The sequence below is a fragment of the Paenibacillus puldeungensis genome, assembly GCF_042678945.1.
Taxonomy (GTDB): domain Bacteria; phylum Bacillota; class Bacilli; order Paenibacillales; family Paenibacillaceae; genus Fontibacillus; species Fontibacillus puldeungensis.
Window position 1 is genome coordinate 67123 of record NZ_JBHTLM010000004.1, and the last position, 23644, is coordinate 90766.

18 protein-coding genes and 2 tRNA genes are annotated in these 23644 nt (G+C 48.9%); 19 read left to right on the forward strand and 1 reads right to left on the reverse strand.

Annotated features, from left to right (window positions below; genetic code table 11):
• The first annotated feature begins 74 nt into the window (after positions 1-74).
• The 10 genes from lspA (at position 75) to pyrE (ending at position 12229) form a co-directional block, all read left to right on the forward strand.
• Positions 75-572: a signal peptidase II gene (gene lspA / locus ACFQ3W_RS07140; protein ID WP_379318093.1), complete on the forward strand. Its 498-nt coding sequence runs from the start codon at positions 75-77 to the stop codon at positions 570-572.
• The gene (locus tag ACFQ3W_RS07145; protein ID WP_379318095.1) at positions 569-1525 is read left to right on the forward strand and encodes an RluA family pseudouridine synthase; all 957 of its coding nucleotides are present in this window, start codon (positions 569-571) and stop codon (positions 1523-1525) included. The genes lspA and ACFQ3W_RS07145 overlap by 4 nt, the downstream gene beginning before the upstream one ends.
• 153 nt (positions 1526-1678) lie before the next feature.
• A complete protein-coding gene (locus tag ACFQ3W_RS07150) occupies positions 1679-2932 on the forward strand; it encodes an LL-diaminopimelate aminotransferase (protein ID WP_379318097.1) in 1254 nt (417 codons plus the stop codon).
• A gap of 531 nt (positions 2933-3463) precedes the next feature.
• Positions 3464-4009 carry a bifunctional pyr operon transcriptional regulator/uracil phosphoribosyltransferase PyrR gene (gene pyrR / locus ACFQ3W_RS07155; RefSeq protein ID WP_379318099.1) on the forward strand — a complete coding sequence of 182 codons (546 nt, stop codon included), beginning with the start codon at positions 3464-3466 and terminating at the stop codon, positions 4007-4009.
• A 1-nt stretch (position 4010) separates the two neighbouring features.
• The gene (locus tag ACFQ3W_RS07160; RefSeq protein WP_379318101.1) at positions 4011-4922 is read left to right on the forward strand and encodes an aspartate carbamoyltransferase catalytic subunit; all 912 of its coding nucleotides are present in this window, start codon (positions 4011-4013) and stop codon (positions 4920-4922) included.
• Between the two features lie 74 nt (positions 4923-4996).
• Complete coding sequence (locus tag ACFQ3W_RS07165) at positions 4997-6301, forward strand: dihydroorotase (RefSeq protein ID WP_379318103.1); 1305 nt, start codon at positions 4997-4999, stop codon at positions 6299-6301.
• Positions 6302-6426: 125 nt separating this feature from the next.
• The gene (carA, locus tag ACFQ3W_RS07170; RefSeq protein WP_379318105.1) at positions 6427-7563 is read left to right on the forward strand and encodes a glutamine-hydrolyzing carbamoyl-phosphate synthase small subunit; all 1137 of its coding nucleotides are present in this window, start codon (positions 6427-6429) and stop codon (positions 7561-7563) included.
• A 3-nt stretch (positions 7564-7566) separates the two neighbouring features.
• Positions 7567-10779, forward strand: coding sequence for a carbamoyl-phosphate synthase large subunit (gene carB, locus ACFQ3W_RS07175; protein ID WP_379318107.1), 3213 nt, complete (start codon positions 7567-7569; stop codon positions 10777-10779).
• Between the two features lie 56 nt (positions 10780-10835).
• On the forward strand, positions 10836-11585 hold the full coding sequence (gene pyrF / locus ACFQ3W_RS07180) for an orotidine-5'-phosphate decarboxylase (protein ID WP_379318109.1): 750 nt from the start codon (positions 10836-10838) through the stop codon (positions 11583-11585).
• Positions 11586-11587: 2 nt separating this feature from the next.
• The gene (gene pyrE, locus ACFQ3W_RS07185) at positions 11588-12229 is read left to right on the forward strand and encodes an orotate phosphoribosyltransferase (RefSeq protein ID WP_379318111.1); all 642 of its coding nucleotides are present in this window, start codon (positions 11588-11590) and stop codon (positions 12227-12229) included.
• Positions 12230-12478: 249 nt separating this feature from the next.
• Here the strand turns inward: pyrE and ACFQ3W_RS07190 are convergent, their stop codons facing one another.
• Positions 12479-14086 (reverse strand): S-layer homology domain-containing protein, encoded by a 1608-nt coding sequence (locus ACFQ3W_RS07190; protein ID WP_379318113.1) that lies wholly within the window; start codon positions 14084-14086, stop codon positions 12479-12481.
• A 222-nt stretch (positions 14087-14308) separates the two neighbouring features.
• Here ACFQ3W_RS07190 and ACFQ3W_RS07195 point away from each other — a divergent pair, with 222 nt between their 5' ends.
• The 9 genes from ACFQ3W_RS07195 to ACFQ3W_RS07235 all read left to right on the forward strand — a co-directional run bounded on the left by ACFQ3W_RS07195 (position 14309) and on the right by ACFQ3W_RS07235 (position 23305).
• Entirely contained in the window at positions 14309-15172 is an 864-nt protein-coding gene (locus ACFQ3W_RS07195; protein WP_379318115.1) for an ABC transporter ATP-binding protein, read from the forward strand.
• The gene (locus ACFQ3W_RS07200) at positions 15135-16238 is read left to right on the forward strand and encodes an efflux RND transporter periplasmic adaptor subunit (RefSeq protein ID WP_379318117.1); all 1104 of its coding nucleotides are present in this window, start codon (positions 15135-15137) and stop codon (positions 16236-16238) included. The genes ACFQ3W_RS07195 and ACFQ3W_RS07200 overlap by 38 nt, the downstream gene beginning before the upstream one ends.
• Positions 16238-19129 carry an ABC transporter permease gene (locus tag ACFQ3W_RS07205; RefSeq protein WP_379318119.1) on the forward strand — a complete coding sequence of 964 codons (2892 nt, stop codon included), beginning with the start codon at positions 16238-16240 and terminating at the stop codon, positions 19127-19129. The genes ACFQ3W_RS07200 and ACFQ3W_RS07205 overlap by 1 nt, the downstream gene beginning before the upstream one ends.
• A gap of 3 nt (positions 19130-19132) precedes the next feature.
• Positions 19133-20026, forward strand: coding sequence for an ABC transporter ATP-binding protein (locus tag ACFQ3W_RS07210; protein ID WP_379318121.1), 894 nt, complete (start codon positions 19133-19135; stop codon positions 20024-20026).
• On the forward strand, positions 20023-21531 hold the full coding sequence (locus tag ACFQ3W_RS07215; protein ID WP_379318123.1) for an ABC transporter substrate-binding protein: 1509 nt from the start codon (positions 20023-20025) through the stop codon (positions 21529-21531). The genes ACFQ3W_RS07210 and ACFQ3W_RS07215 overlap by 4 nt, the downstream gene beginning before the upstream one ends.
• A 165-nt stretch (positions 21532-21696) precedes the next feature.
• A complete protein-coding gene (locus ACFQ3W_RS07220) occupies positions 21697-21837 on the forward strand; it encodes a hypothetical protein (protein WP_379318664.1) in 141 nt (46 codons plus the stop codon).
• Between the two features lie 60 nt (positions 21838-21897).
• Positions 21898-21971, forward strand: a tRNA-Met gene (locus ACFQ3W_RS07225).
• 11 nt (positions 21972-21982) lie between these two features.
• Positions 21983-22056 (forward strand) — tRNA-Ile (locus ACFQ3W_RS07230).
• A 253-nt stretch (positions 22057-22309) separates the two neighbouring features.
• Entirely contained in the window at positions 22310-23305 is a 996-nt protein-coding gene (locus ACFQ3W_RS07235) for an arsenic resistance protein (RefSeq protein ID WP_379318125.1), read from the forward strand.
• Positions 23306-23644 lie beyond the last annotated feature (339 nt).

Genomic DNA, 23644 nt, shown 5'->3' on the forward strand with positions numbered 1-23644 from the left:
ATATACAGGGCTTACAAGTGGATAATCCTGCCGCATCTATCGGCGGGGAACCTGAAAAATGAGGTGACTACCGCGTGGTATATTTTTTGATCGCATTAATTGTATTTCTGGTTGACCAAGGGACAAAATATTTAATTGCAACCGGTTTAACTATTGGAGAACAGATTCCGGTCATTGGAAACTTTTTTCTGATCACCTCTCATCGCAACCGTGGCGCCGCTTTTGGCATTTTGCAGGATCAGCGCTGGTTCTTTATTGTGATTACAACCGTCGTTGTGATAGGAATTGTTTGGTACATGCTAAAAGTGAAAAATCAGCCGAACAAGCTGCTGCCAGTTGCACTATCCCTTGTTCTCGGTGGGGCCATCGGCAATTTTCTGGATCGGGCCATAAACGGTGAGGTCGTCGACTTTTTGCAGTTTAATTTCGGCTCCTACACGTTCCCGATTTTTAATGTGGCCGATTCCTGCATTGTGGTTGGTGTGGCTCTAATCATCCTGGATTCCCTGCTGGAGATCCGGAGGGAGAAGCAATCGGCACAAACAAAAAAAGAGCATGAGGAAAACGTATGAATGTAAACAAAGAATTTGATGAATACGAGGAAGACAAAGAAGATAAATACGAATGGATCGTTGATGCCGCCTCAGCCAAGGAGCGGATCGACAAATACGTCAAGGAACAGCTGGATGAAGATGTTTCGCGGAGCCAGATACAGCTTTGGATCGAGTCCGGGAGTGTCCTGGTTAATGATGCCCAAGTAAAAGCGAACTATAAAACTGCGGATGGGGACAGGGTAACGTTAATCGTTCCCGAGCCTGAGCCCGTCGAAATTATTCCTGAAAACATCCCCCTCGACATTTATTATGAAGATGGGGATGTGATCGTTGTGAATAAAAAACGCGGTATGGTTGTGCACCCTGCCCCTGGCCATGCGACCGGGACGCTCGTTAATGCGCTCATGTTCCATTGCACAGACCTGTCGGGTATCAACGGAGAACTGCGGCCGGGGATTGTACATCGTATCGATAAAGATACGTCCGGTCTCATTATGGCTGCGAAGAACGACAAGGCGCATGCTTCGCTCGCAGCACAGCTCAAAGCCCATTCGGTAACACGTAAATATTATGCACTTGTCCACGGTAATGTCAGTCATGATCAGGGGACAGTGGACGCACCAATTGGACGAGACCCGCATGACCGGAAAATGTATACCGTGATAGATCGCAACAGCAAGCATGCCGTCACCCATTTTCATGTGGTGGAGCGTTTTGGCGATTACACGCTGCTGGAGCTGAAGCTCGAAACCGGCCGAACACACCAGATTCGCGTGCATATGAAATTTATCGGCCATCCGCTTGTCGGGGATCCGCTATATGGTCGCAGCAAAGGGATTAAGATGGAAGGGCAAGCGCTGCACGCAGCCGTACTTGGCTTCGAGCATCCTGAAGATGGACGTTACTTGGAATTTGCTGCTCCGATCCCGGCTGATATGGAGGACGTGCTTCAATCCCTGAGAAATCGCTAACTGAATAATGCTGAGCTGCTGCACTGCGGCAGGGCGGCAGCCTTGCCAAAAAGTACAAACGTTCGGAGAATTAATCCATTCTCTCAGAAGGGGACTTCCCTCATATTTAATTAAGTAGAATTGTTATGATCAGCGAAGGAGATGGGCTTGTTTATGAGTATGGTGAATGGGCAGGAAACTTACATTCAACAGCAGTTTGCAGACCGCATCGGCGGAGCGAATTACGGTAAAGATACCGCCATTTATAAATTTGAGAAAATCAAACGGGCAAAAGCAGCCGCGAAAAAGGATTTCCCAGATATTGAGTTGATCGACATGGGCGTTGGTGAGCCTGACGATATGGCTGATGCCGGAATCGTGGCCAAGCTGGCTGAGGAAGCCGCAAAACGCGAAAACCGTGGTTATGCGGATAACGGCATCCCTGCTTTCAAGGAAGCGGCAGCGAAGTATTTGCATGAAGTATTCGGCGTGGAAGGCATCGATCCGGTAACGGAGGTTGTTCACTCGATCGGTTCTAAACCGGCGATTGCGATGCTTCCAACCTGCTTCATTAACCCGGGTGACATTACGATTATGACAGTTCCAGGCTATCCTATTATCGGGACGCATACGAAGTATTTGGGTGGCGAGGTATATACCGTACCGTTGACCGAAGAAAATCATTTCTTGCCGGACCTGGATGCAATTCCTGAAGATATTGCACGCAAGGCGAAGCTAATGTATTTGAACTACCCGAACAATCCGACAGGGGCAAGTGCCACGCCGGAATTTTTCGCGAAAGTCGTAGCATGGGCAAAGAAATATCACGTAGTTATCGTGCACGACGCACCTTACGCCGCTTTGACATACGACGGATTGAAGCCACTTAGCTTCCTATCGGTTCCTGGCGCAAAGGATGTGGGTGTAGAGCTCCATTCCTTGTCCAAGTCTTACAACATGACCGGGTGGAGAATAGGTTTTGTAGCCGGTAACCCGCTTGTCGTTAAAGCATTCAGCGATGTGAAAGACAACAACGATTCCGGACAGTTCATAGCGATCCAAAAGGCGGCCGCTTATGGTCTTGCGCATCCGGAAATTACAGAGAAGATTGCGGAAAAATATTCTCGCCGTCATGAACTGCTGGTTAGCGCTCTGAAGGATCTTGGATTTACAGCGAAAAAGCCGCAAGGCTCGTTCTTCCTGTATGTTAAAGCACCTAAAGGTGTTGAAGGTGGTCCAACCTTCGCTTCGGCTGAGGATTTCTCGCAGTTTTTGATCCGTGAGAAATTGATCTCCACAGTACCTTGGGATGATGCAGGCCACTATATCCGCTTCTCAGTCACGTTTATCGCGGACGGTGAGGAAGAGGAACACCGAGTCATCTCGGAAATCAAACGCCGTCTTGGCGATTTGAAATTTATTTTTTAAGCGAAATAAATCCTTTACGGAATACAATTAATATAAGATGTCATGCATAAAAGGGTCGATCAAGGGCTGTAAGCTCTTGGTCGGCCCATTTTGTGTTGGATAAGGGAAGCCCCTAGCTGAAGGCAAGAAAGTAACAGAAAATCATTGTTGAATAAATATAAGATAGAATGTATAATTATTAACAAGTTAAGTTACAATTTTATACCTCTTTACAGGGGGATGACTTTTTCCTCGGAATCGGGCGATTGCTTTTTCAGGCCAAGTGTCTTGACAGGCTAACCTCATTCTGTCATAATTCATGTAAATCAATAAGCACCTTTAAAACAGTCCCGTGAGGCTGGCAAGGTAACGTGAATGGTGAATAAGACGGACTACGTTTGAATAACGGAGTTTGTCTTAAACCCACATGACAGTCATGGTTTAGCTGTGACTCAAAACTCCTTGCCTGGATCCAGGCAAGGAGTTTTTTTATGCCTATCACGGACCGAATCACCGGGTGTAAAATTCATAGTCCTTAAGGAGGCCAAAGCTGTGAGCATTGATAGTCATATCATTATGGACGAAACAGCAATTCGCAGAGCATTAACAAGAATTGCTCATGAAATCCTGGAGCGTAATAAAGGTATAGAGGACTGCGTTCTGGCCGGCATTAAGACGCGCGGGGTATACCTCGCCAAACGCCTGGCCGAGCGACTGGAAAGTATCGAAGGAACAACGATTCTCTGGGGGGAGCTGGACGTTACTTCCTACCGGGACGACAATAAGGAATCCGAGCGGGGAGCGAAGAAAGCCTCCTTCCCAGTCTCCATCCAAGGCAAAAAAATCATTCTGTTCGATGATGTGCTTTACACAGGGCGCACGATTCGGGCGGCGATGGATGCAATCATGGATTGCGGACGTCCGGAGTCGATTCAACTCGCAGTGCTGGCGGACCGGGGACACCGGGAGCTGCCAATCCGGGCGGATTATATCGGAAAGAACGTGCCTACATCGCGGGCTGAAGAAATTGAAGTTCTCCTAGAGGAACATGACGGCACTGACCTAGTTCGTATCCTGCATGCACGGGAGGAGAACTAAGATGGCCTTAACAACTTCCGCAGTAAAGGAACGTAGTCTGCTTGGGCTAAAAAACCTGAGCGCGTCGGAAATTTCGTCGATCCTAGATCGAGCTGCTTACTGGGATGATAAGGAAGATAAAGTAATCCCGATCCTGAAAAACCACTTTGTTGCCAATATGTTTTTTGAAAATAGCACACGTACCCGCTTCTCGTTCGAGATGGCCGAGAAACGGCTTGGCGCCGAGGTTCTCAACTTCACTGCAGCGGCTTCCAGTGTCGAAAAGGGTGAATCGATCTACGATACCGTCCGTACCTTGGAATCGATGGGAATCGATGCAGGCGTCATCCGCCTCAAACCCATTGGGATGCTTGAGGGACTGGCTGAAAAAATTTCCGTACCACTTGTCAACGCCGGCGACGGAAACAACGAACACCCTACGCAAGCGCTGCTCGACTTGTATACGATGAAGCGTCACTTTGGCGAATTGAAAGGGCTGAAGGTATCGATCATCGGGGATATCAAGCATAGCCGTGTAGCTCGCTCCAACTTGTGGGCATTACAAAAGTTCGGTGCCGAAGTGAAGCTTTGCGCTCCCGAGAATATGCAAGCTCCGGAGCTGGCCGCATACGCACCGTATGTGTCGATGGATGAAGCGCTGTGCGTTGACGTTGTCATGATGCTGCGGGTGCAGCTCGAGCGACACGAAGGCAGCATCTTCAAATCACCGGAGGAATACCGGCTGCATTATGGCCTGACGGAGGAAAGAGCCGCAAAGCTCGCACCGCATGCTATCATCATGCACCCGGCTCCGGTGAATCGAAACGTGGAAATCGACGATGCCCTGGTAGAGCACCCGCAGTCCCGGATCTTTAAACAGATGGAGAATGGGGTACCGATTCGGATGGCCGTAATGGAGCGTGCTTTGTTGTAATCTTACCGACTGAGCGGATGCGATAGTGACTGTATAGGAAAACTTATGAACGAAGAGCGGAGGACGATAAAACCATGCAGCTAGTCATTATGAATGCGAATGTTTTGGACGAAAATGGGGAGCTTCAACTTACCCAAATTACTGTTCAGAACGGACATATCGAAAAAATAGAACCTGCAAGCCTTGTCGGCCACCGAGAAACGAAAATAGATGGCGACGTTCAGGTGATCGATGCGGAGGGGAAGCTGGTTGCTCCCGGCTTTATCGACATGCATGTTCACCTGCGCGAGCCGGGCTTTGAACATAAAGAAACGATTGAAACGGGCTCACGTTCTGCGGCCAAAGGCGGCTTTACCACGATAGCGTGCATGCCGAACACGAGGCCTGTAACCGACAATCCGGAAACCTTGAAACTGGTAAAGGAAAAAGCGAAAGAAGCAGGCTTGGTCAATGTGCTGCCTTATGCGGCAATTACGAAAGGCGAGCTTGGACGAGAACTCACCGACTTTACCGCATTGAAGGCGGCGGGTGCGATCGGCTTTACCGATGACGGCGTCGGCGTGCAAACAGCGCAAATGATGAAGGATGCGATGAAGTTGGCCGCAGCGCTGGAAATGCCAGTTATCGCCCACTGTGAAGACAACTCGCTGGTAGAGGGAGCGCCTGTGGCCGAAGGAGAGTTTGCCCGGAAGCATGGCCTTAAAGGCATCCCGAACGAATCGGAAGCGATTCACGTCGGGCGGGATATTTTGCTCGCGGAAGCAACGGGTGTTCACTACCACGTGTGTCACGTTAGTACGGAGCAATCGATCCGCTTGATCCGTCAGGCCAAAGAGATCGGCATCAACGTGACCGCAGAAGTATGTCCGCACCATTTGGTCCTGGCGGATGAGGACATTCCGGGGCTGGACGCAAACTGGAAAATGAACCCTCCTCTGCGGTCCAGACGCGATGTCGTGGCGTGCATCGAGGCTTTGGAGGACGGAACGATCGACATAATCGTTACCGACCATGCTCCGCACAGTGCAGAGGAGAAGGCGAAAGGAATGCAGCTTGCCCCCTTCGGGATCGTCGGCTTCGAGACAGCGTTTCCGTTGCTGTACACCCGGTTTGTAGCCGAGGGCCGCTGGAGCCTGGAAATGCTGGTTCGGCGGATGACCTCCGATCCTGCGCGGGTGTTTGGACTTGAGGCCGGCAGCTTGAAGCCGGGAGCGCCGGCGGATCTGACGATCATCGACTTGAATGAAGAGCGGGCGGTTGATCCGGCCACATTTGCTTCAAAAGGCCGCAACACCCCGTTTACCGGCTGGAAGCTGAAGGGCTGGCCTGTTGCGACAGTTGTAGGCGGTAAGATCGTTTGGTCAGAAGAGAACGCGTGAGAAACTAGCCAATAGATGGGCTTTAATGAATATAGTGTCTGAGCTGAGAACTGAGGAACTACTTAATTTAAACTGACTGTTATGGAATCACCTCTAAAAAGTTGAGTGTAAAGGAGTGCTGCAGGATGCAGGCAAGATTGTTGTTGGAAGACGGCACGCTGTTTACCGGAACCTCGTTCGGAGCGGAAGGAAACAAAACGGGCGAAGTCGTTTTTAATACGGGAATTACGGGTTATCAGGAGGTTTTGTCTGACCCATCTTATTGCGGACAAATCGTCACGATGACTTACCCGCTGATCGGAAACTACGGCATATCCCGGGATGATTTCGAGTCGATCGCCCCTTCGATTCACGGGTTTGTAGTGCGCCGATATGAGCCGACACCAAGCAATTGGCGGGCGCAGTACAACCTGGGCGATCTGCTCAAGGAATACGGCATCCCTGGGATTACCGACATCGATACGCGTATGCTGACGCGGATCATCCGTCATCAGGGAACGATGAGAGGGATTCTGACCACCTCTACAAAATCGGTAGAAGAGCTGAAGGAAATGATGCTGCAAACGAGCATCGACGAGCTGCGAAATCAAGTGGCGCAAACTTCTACAAAGCATGTATACAGCAGTCCAGGTTCGAAGGAACGGATCGTGCTGGTTGACTTCGGTGCAAAGAGCGGAATTTTGCGCGAGCTGAACAAACGCGACTGCGACGTCATCATCGTACCGCATGATACAACGGCAGATGAAATCCGCCGCCTGTGCCCTGACGGGATTCAGCTGTCCAACGGTCCTGGGGACCCGAAGGACGTCCCTTACGCCGCGAAGATGATTTCCGAGCTGCTCGGCGAGTATCCAATCTTCGGCATCTGCCTTGGACATCAGCTATTCGCCCTGGCTTGCGGAGCTGATACGGAGAAGCTGAAATTCGGGCACCGCGGCGGTAATCACCCGGTAAAGGATCTAGAAACAGGACGCTGTTATATTACCTCCCAGAACCATGGTTACACGGTAACGGAATCCTCCCTTGCCGGAACGGATCTGGTAGTGACTCATATCAACAATAACGATAAGACGATTGAGGGATTGAAGCATAAGAGATACCCGGCTTTTTCGGTGCAGTACCATCCGGAGGCCGCCCCGGGACCATACGACAACAGCTATCTGTTCGATCAATTCATCGAAATGATTCGCGAACACAAACGGCTGCATCCGCAAAAGCCTCGTCAGGCCGAACTGTTGGCCGCTGCGAAAGGAGAACTGTAAGTCATGCCGATCAACAAAGAACTTAAGAAAATTCTCGTCATCGGTTCCGGTCCGATCGTCATCGGCCAGGCCGCAGAGTTCGATTACGCAGGGACGCAAGCCTGCCAGGCGCTAAAGGAAGAGGGCGTTGAAGTAGTCCTGATAAACAGCAACCCAGCGACGATCATGACCGATACGAACATGGCAGATAAAGTATATATCGAACCGATCACGCTTGAATTCGTGACGCAAATCATTCGGCAGGAGCGCCCGGACGGCTTGCTACCAACCTTGGGCGGCCAAACGGGGTTGAATATGGCCGTAGAGCTTGCACGTGCAGGAGTCCTTGAGCGAGAAAATGTGAAGCTGCTCGGTACGCAGCTGACCTCGATTGAAAAAGCGGAGGATCGCGATTTGTTCCGTGAACTGATGCGGGAGTTGGAACAGCCGGTACCGGAAAGCACGATCATCACGTCGGTAGAAGAAGCTCTGAGCTTTGCAAGCGAAATCGGCTATCCTGTGATTGTTCGCCCGGCTTATACGCTCGGCGGTACTGGCGGCGGCATCTGCGCAACGGAAGAGGAGCTGCGCGAGACGGTAGCCTCCGGCATTCGCTACAGTCCGATCGGGCAATGCTTGATTGAGAAATCGATCGCTGGCCTGAAAGAAATCGAATATGAAGTGATGCGTGATGCGAACGACAACTGTATCGTGGTCTGCAACATGGAGAACTTTGACCCGGTTGGTGTACATACCGGCGATAGCATCGTCGTTGCGCCTAGCCAGACGCTCTCCGACCGCGAATACCAGATGCTTCGGTCGGCTTCACTGAAAATCATTCGTGCGCTAAACATCGAAGGCGGCTGCAACGTGCAGTTCGCACTGGATCCGCAAAGCTTCCAATACTATGTCATCGAAGTTAATCCACGGGTCAGTCGGTCGTCGGCGCTCGCATCCAAGGCGACGGGGTATCCAATCGCCAAAATGGCAGCCAAGATTGCGCTAGGTTATACCCTGGACGAGATTGTCAACCCGGTTACAGGCCAAACCTACGCTTGCTTCGAACCGACGCTAGACTATATCGTCAGCAAAATTCCGCGCTGGCCGTTTGACAAGTTCATACACGCCAACCGGAAGCTCGGTACCCAAATGAAAGCGACCGGCGAAGTTATGGCAATCGGGCGGACGTTTGAAGAATCAATCCAAAAAGCGGTCCGTTCCTTGGAAATCGGCACGCATCGGCTTAAGCTGAAAGGCACAGAGAATCTGGATAAGGAGACGCTGGAAGCACGATTGACGAAAGCTGATGATGAACGGCTGTTCTTGATCGCCGAGGCGTTCCGCCGCGGCTATGCGCTGCAGAACATTCATGACCTGACTGGAATCGATTGGTGGTTCCTCGACAAGATCGAAAGGTTGGTACAGTTTGAAGAGGTGATTGCAGCCGATGAGCAATTCACTTATGAAACTTTATATGAGGCAAAACGGTTAGGCTTTACCGACCGGTCCATTGCCGAGCTGCGAGCTGCCGGGCAACCGATGGGTACGCACCTGACGGAAGCAGAGGTTACTACTCTCCGTAAGGAACACGGCTTGCGTCCAGTTTATAAAATGGTTGATACCTGTGCTGCCGAGTTTGAAGCCTCCACCCCTTACTATTACTCGACTTATGAGACGGAGAACGAAGTAGTGCGGACCGGAAAAGAGAAGATCGTCGTGCTTGGCTCCGGACCGATTCGGATCGGCCAAGGCATTGAATTTGACTACTCAACGGTCCATGCGGTTTGGGCGATTCAGAAGGCTGGGTATGAAGCAGTCATTATTAACAATAATCCAGAGACGGTTTCGACGGACTTCAACACCTCGGACCGGTTGTACTTCGAGCCGCTGTTCTTTGAGGATGTCATGAACGTTATTGAGGAAGAGAAGCCGGTAGGCGTTATCGTACAGTTCGGCGGCCAAACGGCGATTAACCTTGCCGCTCCGCTGCAAGCCGCCGGAGTACGGATTCTGGGTACTTCTTTGGAAAGCATCGATGAGGCGGAGGATCGCAAACGGTTTGAGGCGCTCTTATCAAGACTGCATATCGCTCAGCCGCTAGGCAGCACGGTAACATCCGTTGAAGAAGCTGTTGGAACTGCTCAGGCGATCGGTTATCCGGTGCTTGTTCGTCCATCCTATGTCCTTGGGGGGCGGGCGATGGAAATCGTCTACTCTGATGAAGAGCTTTTGAAATATATGAAAGAAGCCGTCAATATCAATCCGCTGCATCCGGTGTTGATCGACCGCTACATGCTCGGAAAAGAAGTTGAGGTTGACGCGATTTGTGACGGTGAGACGGTATTGATTCCCGGTATCATGGAGCATATCGAACGCGCTGGCGTACACTCCGGCGACTCGATCGCCGTATACCCGCCACAGCATCTGTCTGCCGAACTGAAGGAGAAAATCGTGGACATCACGATTAAGATCGCCAAAGAGCTGAAAACGGTAGGGCTCGTCAACATCCAATTTGTCATCTACAAAAATGAAGTGTATGTGATCGAGGTCAATCCAAGATCCTCACGGACAGTGCCGTTCCTGAGCAAGGTAACGAACATCCCGATGGCGAACGTAGCGACGAAGTGCATTTTAGGTACGAAGCTTAGCGATCTTGGGTACAAGGACGGCCTGTGGCCGGAAAGCGATCAGGTTGCAGTCAAGGTGCCGGTGTTCTCCTTCGCCAAGCTGCGCCGGGTTGAGCCAACGCTCGGGCCGGAAATGAAATCGACCGGGGAAGTGATGGGCCGCGATCCGCAATATGCCAAAGCACTATATAAAGGCCTGATCGGCGCAGGCATGAAGATCCCGGCAACCGGGGCGATTATCGCCACCGTAGCGGACAAAGATAAGCAGGAAGCGGTGGAACTGCTCAGAGGCTTCTATAACCTCGGCTACAAAATCATCGCGACGGACGGTACGGCCGCTGCTCTGATCGAGGCGGGAATTCACGTCACGACCGTCTACAAGCTGTCGGAAGGCGTACCTAACATCCTCGACCTGATCCGAAACGGAGAGGCGCACTTCGTCATCAATACGCTGACCAGAGGCAAGGAGCCGCAGCGAGACGGTTTCCGGATTCGCCGCGAAGCGGTGGAGAACGGTGTTGTGTGTATGACCTCTCTCGATACAGTCCGCGCGTTGATGGAGATGCTGGAGACGATTAACTTCTCCTCACAAGCGATGCCATCCCGATAAAATTGTAGACTATAGAAAATATGCGGCTCGGAAGCTGATGCTTCGGAGCCGCAAGTATGACAAGGAGGAGACAGCATTTGAGTCCATTCGAACAGGCAGCCGGACGGCTGATGGTAGGGCTTGATTTTCCCGATGTAGAGCAGGCAAAAAAGCTGATACGGGCTTTGGAAGGAATTCCGTGCTACGTGAAGGTGGGCATGCAGCTTTTTTATGCCGCCGGTCCTGATTTTATCCGCGAGTTGAAGCACCTCGGTTATTCTGTGTTTCTCGATGTCAAGATGCACGATATTCCGAACACGGTCAAAGGTGGCGCAAACAGTGTCACTCGCCTTGGTGTAGATATGTTCAATGTGCATGCCGCCGGGGGCTTGCAAATGATGAAGGCGGCCAAAGAAGGAGCACAAAGTGCGCTTGAGGCGGGTGCGTCCTTGAAGATGCCTCATATCATTGCGGTCACTCAGCTGACGAGCACGAACCAGCACATGCTAAATAAGGAAATCGGTATACAAGGGACCGTGGAGGAATCAGTGGTTCGATATGCGTCGCTTGCCCAAGAAGCTGGGTTAAGCGGTGTCGTCGCCTCCGCTTTAGAGGTACCTGCCATCAAAGCCAGCTGTGGACGAGCCTTTCTTACGGTTACACCGGGGATTCGCCCGGCGGGCAGCCAATCGAATGATCAAGCCCGTACACTCACTCCGAAGGAAGCGATTGCGAAAGGGACCGACTATATCGTGGTTGCTCGTCCGATTATCGCAGCGCCAAATCCACGAGAAGCTGCCGAGAAAATAATTGAGGAGATGATTTAGTCATGGCTAATTCCAAAACCGTTGCTGCACAAATCGCCGGAAATCTGCTGGATATCGGAGCCGTTGCACTCCGCCCATACCAACCCTTTACCTGGACATCGGGGATCAAATCGCCGATTTATTGCGATAATCGGCTGACAATGTCTTATCCTGAAATCCGCGATCTCATAGCGGACTCCTTTGCAGCGCTTATTCGTGAATCTTACCCCGAAGCTGAGGTCATTGCAGGGACGGCTACGGCGGGTATTCCTCACGCCGCATTTACGGCGCAGAAGTTGGGTCTGCCGATGGCTTATATTCGAGATAAAGCCAAGGGCCACGGCAAAGAAAATCAAATCGAAGGTTTGATCAAACCCGGTCAAAAGGTAGTCGTGATCGAGGATTTGATATCAACCGGCGGCAGCTCGCTCAAAGCGGCGCTCGCCGTTTGCGATGCAGGCGCTGAGCCATTGGCTGTGCTGGCTATTTTCAGCTACCAGCTGGACAAAGCGGTTAATGCGTTTGCCGAGGCGGGAATTCCGCTGCAAACATTGTCCAACTATGCAGCGCTGATCGACGTCGCTGTGGAGCGCGGAGACATTAAGCCGGAGGATTTAGAGCTGCTGAAATCGTGGCGGCAGGACCCGGCATCTTTTGGAAATTAAGAGTAAATGAATAGAAGCAGAATGATTGTACGATGACGAATAGAATGCAGGGGCACTGCGATCGACATAACTGTGATCTGCTAACTGCATTTTGTTCAGCGTTGAACGAAACGAAGATTTATAGAAATTGGTAAGGTGAAATAGCCGCTGGAGCATCTCTCCAGCGGCTGTTGTTTCTTTCACAGTCGAACAACTAAGCGGCCCTAAAATGTTAACGACCTAGGTTCGTTCTTCATTTAACAATAAGCACTACTTAAACGTATATTCGCCGTACTTTTCCGTATTTTGCAGACTGGTCCATATATCCGGCGACTCACCGCCGATGTGCCAATAGGCGTATCCGGCGATGTTTCGGTTTGCCGCCATTTTATATTTTTGCGCCAGTGAGCGGGAATCCTCAAGCCAAATTCGGTGCAACGCTCCTGAGGTCCAATAATCCATCGTATACTGACCCAAGGTCGTGTTCCATTTCGCAGCAGCTCCATAAAGATTCATACGTTTATACTGCTCAGGAAGCAGCACATCCTCTGAAGTTAAGGTCGTTCCCTGGCTACTGATCGTCCAATCGCGGTTGTAAAGGGGCATGCCCAATATGAGTTTATCGGCGGATATGCGAGGCAGCAGCTTGTCCAAATGCTTCTGAGCCCATGGTAACGAAGCGACCGGCCCGGCGGTGTACCCGCTCCAATGCTCATCGTAGGCCATGATGACGATATAATCTGCGCTTTTGCCGAGCTGTTCATAATTATAGGCCGCTGACCAGTCGCTTTCCAAATCCGGAGGTAGATCAACGGACAAGGAAGCGGAGATGGTATGGAGCTCGTCAGCGAGGCTCGCAACAAAACTTGTGAACAAATTCCGATCTGAAGCCTGAACATTTTCAAAATCTAAGTTAATGCCGTTTAGCTCATATTTTTGGATAAATGATTTTAAATCTTGAATGGCAGCTGCGGACAACTGGGAGGAGGACAACAGCTTATGCGTTGCTTCCTGATCAAACCGGTTGCCGACCAAAGCCCATATTTGTTTGTTGTTGGTTTTCGCCCATGTGGCAAGAGAAGGAACACTATGATCGGAAAACCTCCCGGTACTTTCAAGAAAAAACCACCTAGGAGCGAGAACATTTACGTTTGAGTTAACAATGGATTGCTGATACGCTTCCGTCGATTGGCCATACTGCCAGCCGAGCTGGATCGTCTCCCTCGAATTTGTCGTCTTTGCAATCGCTCCACCCCAGCGGTCATTTTGCAGAATACGATCCAGGATCACGGCCGTTTCTTGTCTTGTGATCGACTGGTTAGGATTAAATTTACCATCATTCCCCTCCATTAAACCGAGTTGTGACACGGTATTTATGTAAGGGCGGGCCCAATCTGCAATGGAAGCATCATCTTTGAATCCAGTGGGGGCGGTGTTGGATGTATCGTTTTGCTTTAAAGCTCGAACGATCCAAGCGGCGGCTTCCTGGCGAGTAAGAGGTGTTACTGGCTTAAAAAGGCTGTTACCTACGCCTTCCGTAAGACCTATTTCTGTAGCAGCTTGCACCGTACCGTAGTACCAGGCGGATTTAGCCACATCACGATAGGCCGGCACCGAAGACGCAACGGATTCCAGCTTAAAAATACGAACTAAAGTTGTCATAAATTCTGCTCTTGTAATTGATCTTGTAGGTGAAAATAGGGAGCTAGACGTCCCCTTCATAATACTATTTTCATTTAAGCGAACAATAGCTTCTCTAGCATAGCTTCCATCGATATCCTGATAGGGTAAATCGTTGGCAGAAACCGATTCTTTCTGATAAATTGCGACTGAATATAGTAAAACGGCCAGCGTTAGCATCGTAATTATTTTTTTCAATAGATAGGCCTCTTTTCCGTATTTAGTAGCAATACCCATTATATTACCAGAAAAATAGACTCCCTTCAGTGTAAAAAATATGGAAGTAAAAATATCAATTTCGTAAAAAACGTTGTAACTTTTTGCCATAGAATTTCGTTTATAATGCTAGACGTAAAGCTTTCATAGACAAGAGAGCGTGCGGGATGAACGACAAATAAACATATAGGAGACCGATACAAGATGATGCGATGGCTTCGCAAAGAAAAGTTACCAAAGCAGCCTGAAGAAGCGCATATTCCAGAGGACGTAGATGATCATCCTGCTGAGGGAGCTTTGGAGAATCCCCACCTTGAATCGTCCGAGGCTGCGGCAGTTCAAGAGGAGAACCTGGGCAAAGCCACCGAGCAAGCAGCTCAGCAGGAAAAAGAGAGTGGTCCGATTCTCCATGTCAAAGAAGTCCGAAGATCATTTCCGGTTGGCGGCGGGGAAATAGAGGTGCTTAAAGGCATTAATATGGAAGTGCTTCCCGGTCAACTTGTAATGCTTCGAGGGCGCTCAGGTTCGGGGAAAACAACGCTGCTCAACATGCTGGGCGGTCTGGACCAACCTACGTCTGGGGAAATATGGTTTCGTGACCAACCTCTGCATAAGCTCAGCGATGAGAAGCGGACGGTGCTGCGGCGGGATCAGATCGGCTTTATTTTTCAGGCTTATGCGCTTTTGCCGCTGCTTTCTGCTTGGGAAAATGTTGAGTTGTCCTTACGGATGGCGGGGGTTCCTTCTCATGAATGGAAACAACGCGTAACGCATTGCTTGGAACTGGTTGGGCTTGGAAAAAGAATGTTTCACCGACCGTTTGAAATGTCCGGGGGGGAGCAACAACGCGTTGCGATCGCCAAAGCGATAGCCCACCGGCCAAAATTGCTGCTGGCCGATGAACCAACGGCCAATTTGGACTCACAAATGGGTGCACAAGTCATGGCAGTATTTAAGAACATCATACATACGGAGCAAGTGACGATTTGTATGACGACACACGATCCCACAATCTTGGAGGTAGCAGACCATGTTTACGAAATGGTGGATGGAAAATTTGTCGAGTAAGAAAGGGGGGCTATTGCGAACGCTGGGGCTATTGACCGTTTGTATTACGCTCGTAGCCTCTACCGGTTGCTCTCTGCTCCCTAACGAGGAAGAGGAGGAGACCATTCCGGTCATTAAGGCGCCGACCATTTCGAAAAAGCCGGAATATGTAGTGCGCACGGAAACGATTGAGATACCTGTGAGTGCTGTCGGCAAGCTGATGAGCCAGCGAGAGGAGCCGCTTTATTTTACGGGGGATGGTCTGCATATCAAAAATGTGCGCGTCAAAGCGGGCGATAAAGTGAAACAAGGCGATGTACTCGTCGAATTGGATGTTGAGGCTTTGCAAAAGGATTTACGCAAGAAACGGCTGGAATTCCGTAAGCAGGAAATCCAAATGAAGGAGACGCTTCGTACGAAGGATGAGAAGGATCCTGTCGAGTTCGAAGAAGCGCAGATCGTTTTCGAAGAGCAACGTCAGGACCTGGAGGATATGGAGAAGAAAATTGCCGATGGTACGCTAAGAGCCCCATTTTCGGGAACGATCGTTTCCGTCAAAGCCGAAAAGGGTGGCGTTATCAAAGCTTATGATCCGATCGCAGTCCTGTCCGATACTTCTTCACTCGTAGTAGCTGCTTCTTTTTCCAAAGAAGACTTGGAGAAAATCGCCGTCGGCATGAAAGCAAAAGTGGAGATAAACGCTGCAGGTACGTTCCAAGGAAAAGTTAAAGCGATGCCGGCTAATAATACCACCTCTTCCGACAGTGGTAATGGGAACAGTGGCGGATCAGGAACACCGCCTGAGAAAGACTCTATTGACAAGTATGTCATCGTATCGCTTGATAAATGGCCCAAAGGGATGGAACGAGGCAGACCTCTTAGCGTTTCGATTGTTACGCAGCGAAAGGAAAATGCTATTTTAATTCCGATTTCCGCACTCCGCTCGATCGGTTCACGGACTTACGTTCAAGTCGTTGAAGATGATGGGACGAAACGCGAGGCCGATGTGGAGGTAGGAATGCAAACCTCAACGGATGTGGAAATCGTTAAGGGACTCACGCCAGGGCAGAAAGTAGTGGGTCGTTAATGGGTGTACCTTTATTACGCTTATTGTTCCGCAAAATGTGGAACACGAAATGGCTGACGCTTAGTACCTTGTTAGGTCTTATTGTTGCCGTCTCGTTCACGGTAAGCATCCCGATGTACTCGGACGGCGCCTTGAAGAGAGTCGTATCGAGTACGCTCAAAGAGGAGAGCAAAGGGCTTCCGGCCGGATCTCTCATTATGAGCTATCAGGCGCAGGGAGGAACGAAGACGGATTTAAATGGCCTTAAGGCCGTCAATGAATATATTGCCAAAGAGGTTCCGAAGGAAATCGGGTTTCCATATGATGCTTTCGTAAACGTGCGAGCTATCCGAGGAACGGAAGTCTATCCGGTCGATCCATCCAAAGTTGACGCAAGCCGAACCAGATCGATGTCGATCGTTTCCATGAGCGGACTAAAGGATCATGCCGAAGTGACCGGGGGCAAAATGTTTTCGGATCAAGCTGATGGGGATACGATCGAGGCATTAATGCTGGAGGAGGCGATGTACCGTCAGGATCTGCATGTTGGAGACATTATGGAGTATCCTGTTTCCGGTGGTTCTGACATTACGCTGAAGGTTAAGATTGTCGGTACGTTCAAAGCGTCCAAAGATACTGATCCTTATTGGTATCAAAACTTTGAAGGAATGATGAATAACTTCTACGTCTCAGAGAAGGCATTTAACGACGATTTGCTTCAGCAAAAGCACATTCCGCTTCACAACGCTAACTGGTATTATGCTTTTGATCTTAGAGAAATAAAAACGAGTCAGCTCTCTACGTTATCGGGAACTCTTGAACGCTTGAACGTAGATCTTTTTCAGAAATTGAAAAATACGAAGGTTGATGTATCATTCAACAATCTGCTGAGTGATTTCCGCAAGCAAAGCCTGCAGATGCAAACTTTGCTGTTTACACTGGCGGCACCGATGATTGCCATGGTGTTCTATTATATTGTGATGAATGCCCGTCAGTCGCTCGACAAGCAGCAGAGTGACATCGCCGTGCTGCGCAGCCGGGGAGCGTCAACGAAACAGATCATCTTTATTTACTTGCTGGAAAGTATACTTCTTGGAGTCCTTGCTTTGGTGGCAGGACCGCTACTCGGATGGTTTATGTCCAAAAGTATCGGGGCAGCCGATGGATTCCTAACCTTTGTTAACCGGAAATCGATTCCGGTAGGTTTTAATTTCGATGCTATGGCACTTGGAATTGCTGCTGTAGTCATCGCGATATTGGCGACGCTTTTGCCGGCGGTTTCTTACGCTCGTCAGTCCATCGTAAAAGCTAAGCAGAAGCAGGCGCGTTCCGATCGCCGTCCATTTTGGCAGCGTTGGTACTTGGATATCGTGCTGATGGGTATTTCCGGCTACGGCTACTATTTGTTTAATGAACGGCAAATGCTGACGTTTCAAACGGGGATGACAACGGATGAACTTCAGGTCCAACCATTCCTGTTCTTTGTACCGGCGCTAGCCATATTCTCAATAGGTCTATTCTTTCTGAGGGTCTTTCCGTGGCTGCTGAAACTGATCGGCTGGCTCGGGAAAAAGTGGCTGCCAGTACCTTATTATTTAAGCTTAACCCAGCTGTCGCGCTCGTCTTCGTCATATTATCCGTTGATGATCCTGCTCGTGCTGACGTTAGGACTCGGGGTGTATAACGCCTCGGCGGCTCGAACGATTGACTTGAACTCGACAGAACGTACGCTTTACAAATACGGGACCGACGTAATCATGAAGACGGTGTGGCAATCCACCCCTGAAATCAGCCGACCTGGTAAAGGCGGCTCTGGCCAAGGACAGGGCCAAGGTCAAGGACAAGGGGGTGGCCAAGGGTCTCCTGGTCGTGGAGGTCAAGGCGGCTCGGGTCAAAATGCTAAGCCTACGAAGGAGGTCTATTCGGAACCTCCGTTTGAAGTGTTTCGCAAGCTAGATGGTGTAGAGCATGCGGCTCGCGTACTCCAGACCAAAGGCAGCATTATTGTTTCCGGTCGCTCCGCCGGTCAGGGCAACATCATGGGAATCGATAACCTCGATTTTTCTAAAGTAGCCTGGTTCCGCAACGATCTGTTCCCAGTTCACCCTTATAACTATTTGAATTTTTTGGGAATGAACGAAAGCGCAGCTTTAGTGCCGACCAACTTTGCAGAGAAATATAAGCTGAAGCCGGGAGATGTCTTTTCGGTTTCGATTGGAGATCAGACGGTGGAATTTGCCGTTTACGGCATTGTTCCTTACTGGCCTAGCCAATATCCGGATAAGACTCCATTTATTATCGCCAACCTCGATTATATATATGATCAGGTTCCGCTCATTCCATACGAGGTATGGCTGAAGATGAAGCCGGGTGCGAAAGTTGCACCGCTTATACCTATATTGGCTAAGCAAGGCGTAGACTTAGTATCGGTGGATGATGTTCGAAGCGAACTGATCACTCAGAGCAAGCATCCGACCCGTGGGGGCGTCTTCGGGATACTCAGTCTCGGATTCCTCGTCTCGGTAATGGTTTCACTGATTGGCTACATTCTTTACTGGTTCTTCAATCTGTCCGGACGGGTCGTTCAATTCGGGATTTTGCGAGCTATGGGCCTTTCTCGTAAACAGCTTACTTTTATGCTGCTCACGGAACAAATTTTAACGGCAGGGCTATCCATTATTCTCGGTATTGCAATTGGGAAAATAGCCGGTAAGCTGTATCTTCCGTTCCTGCAAACAGCCGACAATGTAACGACGCAAGTACCGCCGTTCCGTATCGTCTTTAATTCGCAGGATACACTTCAGCTCTACATCGTCGTTTTGGTGATGCTGTTACTTGGTGCCGGTTTGCTTATGTGGCAAATTCGCCGCCTGCGCGTACATCAAGCGGTTAAAATGGGAGAGGAGCGGTAGAAGATGATTCATTGCGAAGGATTAGTTAAAATTTTTAAATCCGAAGACATCGAGGTCGTAGCGCTCCAAGGCTTAAACCTAACCGTGGAGCAAGGTGAAATGATGGCCATTATCGGGAATAGCGGCAGTGGCAAGTCGACGCTATTGAACATTCTCGGCGGACTTGACCGGCCTTCGGCCGGGCAGGTTTCCGTCGGGGGATGGGATTTACTCAAGATTCGGGATGATCAGCTGGTTGAATATAAGCGTAATACCGTTGGATTCGTATGGCAGAACAATGCGCGCAACCTTCTTCCTTATTTAACGGCTCTGGAAAATGTTGAGATGCCAATGTTGCTCACCGGCAAATTGGACCGTGCCTATGCGAAGCAGCTGCTTGAATGGGTAGGGCTAAAAGACAGAATGCATAACAAGCTCCATCAGCTTTCCGGCGGTGAGCAGCAGCGTGTAGCTATCGCAATTTCGCTCTCGAACCGACCAAAGCTGTTATTAGCCGATGAACCGACAGGTTCAGTCGATACATCGACTTCTGATCAGATTATGCAAATCTTTCGGAATGTCAATCGTGAGTTAGGGATTACGATCGTTATTGTTACCCATGATTTGGCGCTTGCCGGGAAGGTGGATCGAGTTGTTGCGATCCGCGATGGGCTAACGAGTACAGAATTCGTGAAGCGAAATCCTAATCTGGATTTGGCATCGATGGAGTCCGGGTTTTCTCATGGCGGGCTGCAGGAAGTCCACGAAGCTTTTGTCGTTGTCGATCGGGTTGGCAGACTCCAGGTGCCCAAGGAATATTTGGAGGCTGTCGGTATTGGTGGCCGGGCAAGCATGGAGTTTGACGGGGAGAAAATTATTATTACAGCACCGAAATCATTAGAGGGGGAAAAATCATGAGAGCAAGACATGGAAAACTTCGAAAGATTATAACAGTATCACTTGCAGCAACGCTGACATTGGGGCTGTTAGCCGGATGTACTGGCGGCAAGGCGAAAGAGACCGAGCAGGAGAAGGTACTGCGGATCGGCGTACTTTATGGCGGGTATGACGACTCTTACTTCCGCCAGCAATACACAGATATTTATGAATTCACCCATCAAAATGTCCGAATTGAAATTGTGCCGGCCATTGACCAAAGCCAATATCGGTATGACGATGGAACGCAGCAAACGAAACAACCGGACTACCTTGCCAGCATGAAAAAAATTATGACCGGCAGCAATCCGGTCGATGTTGTGGTAACCGATACTTCTGTACTTAATCAGCTCATTCAAGAAAATATGGTTAAGCAACTCGACCCAATGATTCAAGAGGATAAATTTGACACGGCCGACTTCGTTCCATCCGTCATTGACGGGATAAAGGATTTGGGGGATGGCAACTTGTATGCACTGACTCCTTCCTTTACTTCATCGGCACTTTATTTTAACAAGAAGATGTTTACAGATGCCGGAGTGGAACCGCCAAAGGATAAAATGACATGGGATGATATCTTCAACCTGGCTCGTCGTTTAGCCAAAGGTGAAGGGAAAGATCGTGTTTACGGATTTTCATTCAACCGTTACCAAGGCAGTGATCCTTTTTATGACATGCAGTCTTCCTATGTAAATGCACTGCAGCTCAAAACGTTTGACGATAAAGCTGAGAAAATGACGGTTAATTCGCCTCAATGGACTAAGGTATGGGAAACGATGAGCAAGCTGGCCAAGGACAAAGTTATTCCGGACAGCAATAGCGGTATGAATGATATGAATAATGGAGAAAATTGGACGCCTATTAACGGGGATATGTTCCTTTCAGGTAAAGTAGCCATGACGATTGGTGAAAGCTCCTATGTGAATGAAATTTCTGACGCGAACAACAATGCAGCAAAAATTAAGAACTTCAAGTCGATCGACTGGGACGTAGTATCTGTGCCCGTGCATCCAGAAAAACCGGACATCGGCGGCAATATTTGGCTAAACAATACGTTCGCCATCAACAGCTCTGCTCCAAATCCGGAAACGGCTTGGGACTTCATTAAATTTATAAACAGTGAGGATTGGGCGAAGCTTAAATCTCGCAGTAACTCTTATGAAATGGTATCCCGTAAAACTTATATTAAGCCTAAAGAAGGCTTGGATTACAACATTCAAGCGTTCTATCTTCTGAAACCTAGTGCCCCAACCAATCCAAAAGAAGAGAAATTGATGCAAGATAAACCGGGACTGTACGGTGTAACTAATATCGGGCATAATTACTTTAAAGAAGTACTGGATAATAAGAAAACGCCAGCCGAGGCACTCAAGGAATGGGAAGATAAAGGGAACAAAATGCTGTTGGAAATTAAAAATAACCCGAAAACCCAATTCCAGGATGATGGTACGCCGTTCATACCGACTAATAACGGCGGCAAAGGGTGAGCACAAAACGCATCAAGGTAGTTCATGTAAATACAGGGAAAGTCGCCGGGATCTTCCGGCGGCTTTTTTTGGTCGTTCTTGGGTATTCTATATAGCGAGGACAATATCTACATTTTTAGCGAAAGGATGGTCTAAACAGGCATGCGATGGGTATACTTTAATAAATTGTATAAAACGAAATTTCAAGCAGGCTGCTTAGCGCGCAGACTGGAGCAGGACGGTTGGATTTATGGCTTTGATGACATGCGGCAAATTGAAATATTCCGCTCAAGAAAAGGAAAGTACGGCGTACGCTTTATTCCTTGACTTACCTCTTGACTCCCTTGGCATTTATCATGTATAGTATTAATTGTCGCTGTTTATTGACGCGGGGTGGAGCAGCCCGGTAGCTCGTCGGGCTCATAACCCGAAGGCCGCAGGTTCAAATCCTGCCCCCGCAATTTTGATATTCGGGCCCTTAGCTCAGTTGGTTAGAGCGGTCGGCTCATAACCGATTGGTCGGGGGTTCGAGTCCCTCAGGGCCCATTATGCGTAAACCCCTTGCCTAGCAAGGGGTTTTTGCTATGTTCGGGGAATGATAGAGTAAATTAATGCTCTTTTTACCCAATGCAATCACCTCTCGCTATTCAATCTATGAATTTTTACCATAAAGCTGTGGGTAAAGGCAACGTAGATTGCCCTCGGTGTAAAGAAGTTCGAAACGTGAGGTTGCCGAACGATTATTTGGGTGCTGCCCTGTTCGTGGTATAAATCGGATATAAAAGGGGAGCGTATATAGATGCTTAGTCTGGAAAGTATGGAGAAGAATCAAATAGGAGTTTATGCAGCAGCATTGATATCTGGCGCAGCAATTGGATTGGTAAGTCCCGCAATAGGTCTGTTTCTAGAACACGCTATATCATTAATGATTGCTTTTCTTCTCTTTAGTATGTTTTGTCAAATTCCGTTTCTTAACTTGAGAGAGGCTCTTTCTAATGGGCGTTTTATGGGAGCCTTACTGCTTGTTAATTTTGTTCTAATTCCAGTTCTAGTCTATATATTAATTTTAGTTTTTCCTCAACCAAGCCCAGTTCTTCTTGGTGTTTGTCTTGTGCTTCTATCCCCATGTATTGATTACGTTATTGTTTTTACCCATTTAGGGAAAGGGAACGAGAAGTTGATTCTTGCATCTACGCCTATCCTTTTCGTAGTTCAAATGATTATGCTCCCGTTTTACTTATGGCTTTTCCTTGGCCCGGAAGCAGCTGAAATTGTAAAAATTGGCCCATTTGTTGAGGCGTTTATCTTTTTGATTATTGTCCCATTGCTGCTTGCATTAGCTGCTCAGTTCTGGGCTAAGAAAAGCGCTAAGGGCTCCAAACCATTAGCATTAACTGCATGGCTTCCAGTTCCTTTTATGGCACTTGTTCTCTTTATCGTAATTGCTTCACAGATCGGGAGGGTGTATGAAGATTTTAGTGTAATCATAGCGGTTATTCCCATCTATGTTCTGTTCCATATAATTACTCCTTTTATTTCACGATCGGTATCATCCCTTTTTCGAATCGGTCCTAAGGATGGGAGAGCCCTTATTTTTAGCGCAGGGACACGGAATTCTTTAGTCGTACTTCCTTTAGCCCTTACTCTACCTGAAGAAATGGCTGCGATTGCAGCGGCTGTAGTAGTCACTCAAACCGTAGTAGAACTAATTGCCGAGCTTGTCTATATACGTTGTGTTCCAAGGAGCGCTGCACATTGGACATCGTGGCGCTCCCAAGGGAACAAAAAAGTTTAACCAGGTTCTAATATAGAGTAGGAACTGGAGCACATGAAACTGCATTGATAAGCCCTGGATTGACTCTGTAAGGCATCCAGAATACTCCATTCCAACGATAGCCTGAAACTTCACTATATTCGACCTGCGTCGGGTAAAACCAAAAGCTTTCTCCATTCCATAACCAAACATAAGTGTATTGATATACGCAGTCGATTATATAAGATACCGCAGGTTTTTCTGGGACGAAAATGGGTGGTGGTGGTAGTGCCATATATGCCATTTGAATTCACTCCTTATCAAAGGGAATCAGTTCGAGTTCTTTCAAATTCTTTTTCTTACATGCGTATACTATGTAGG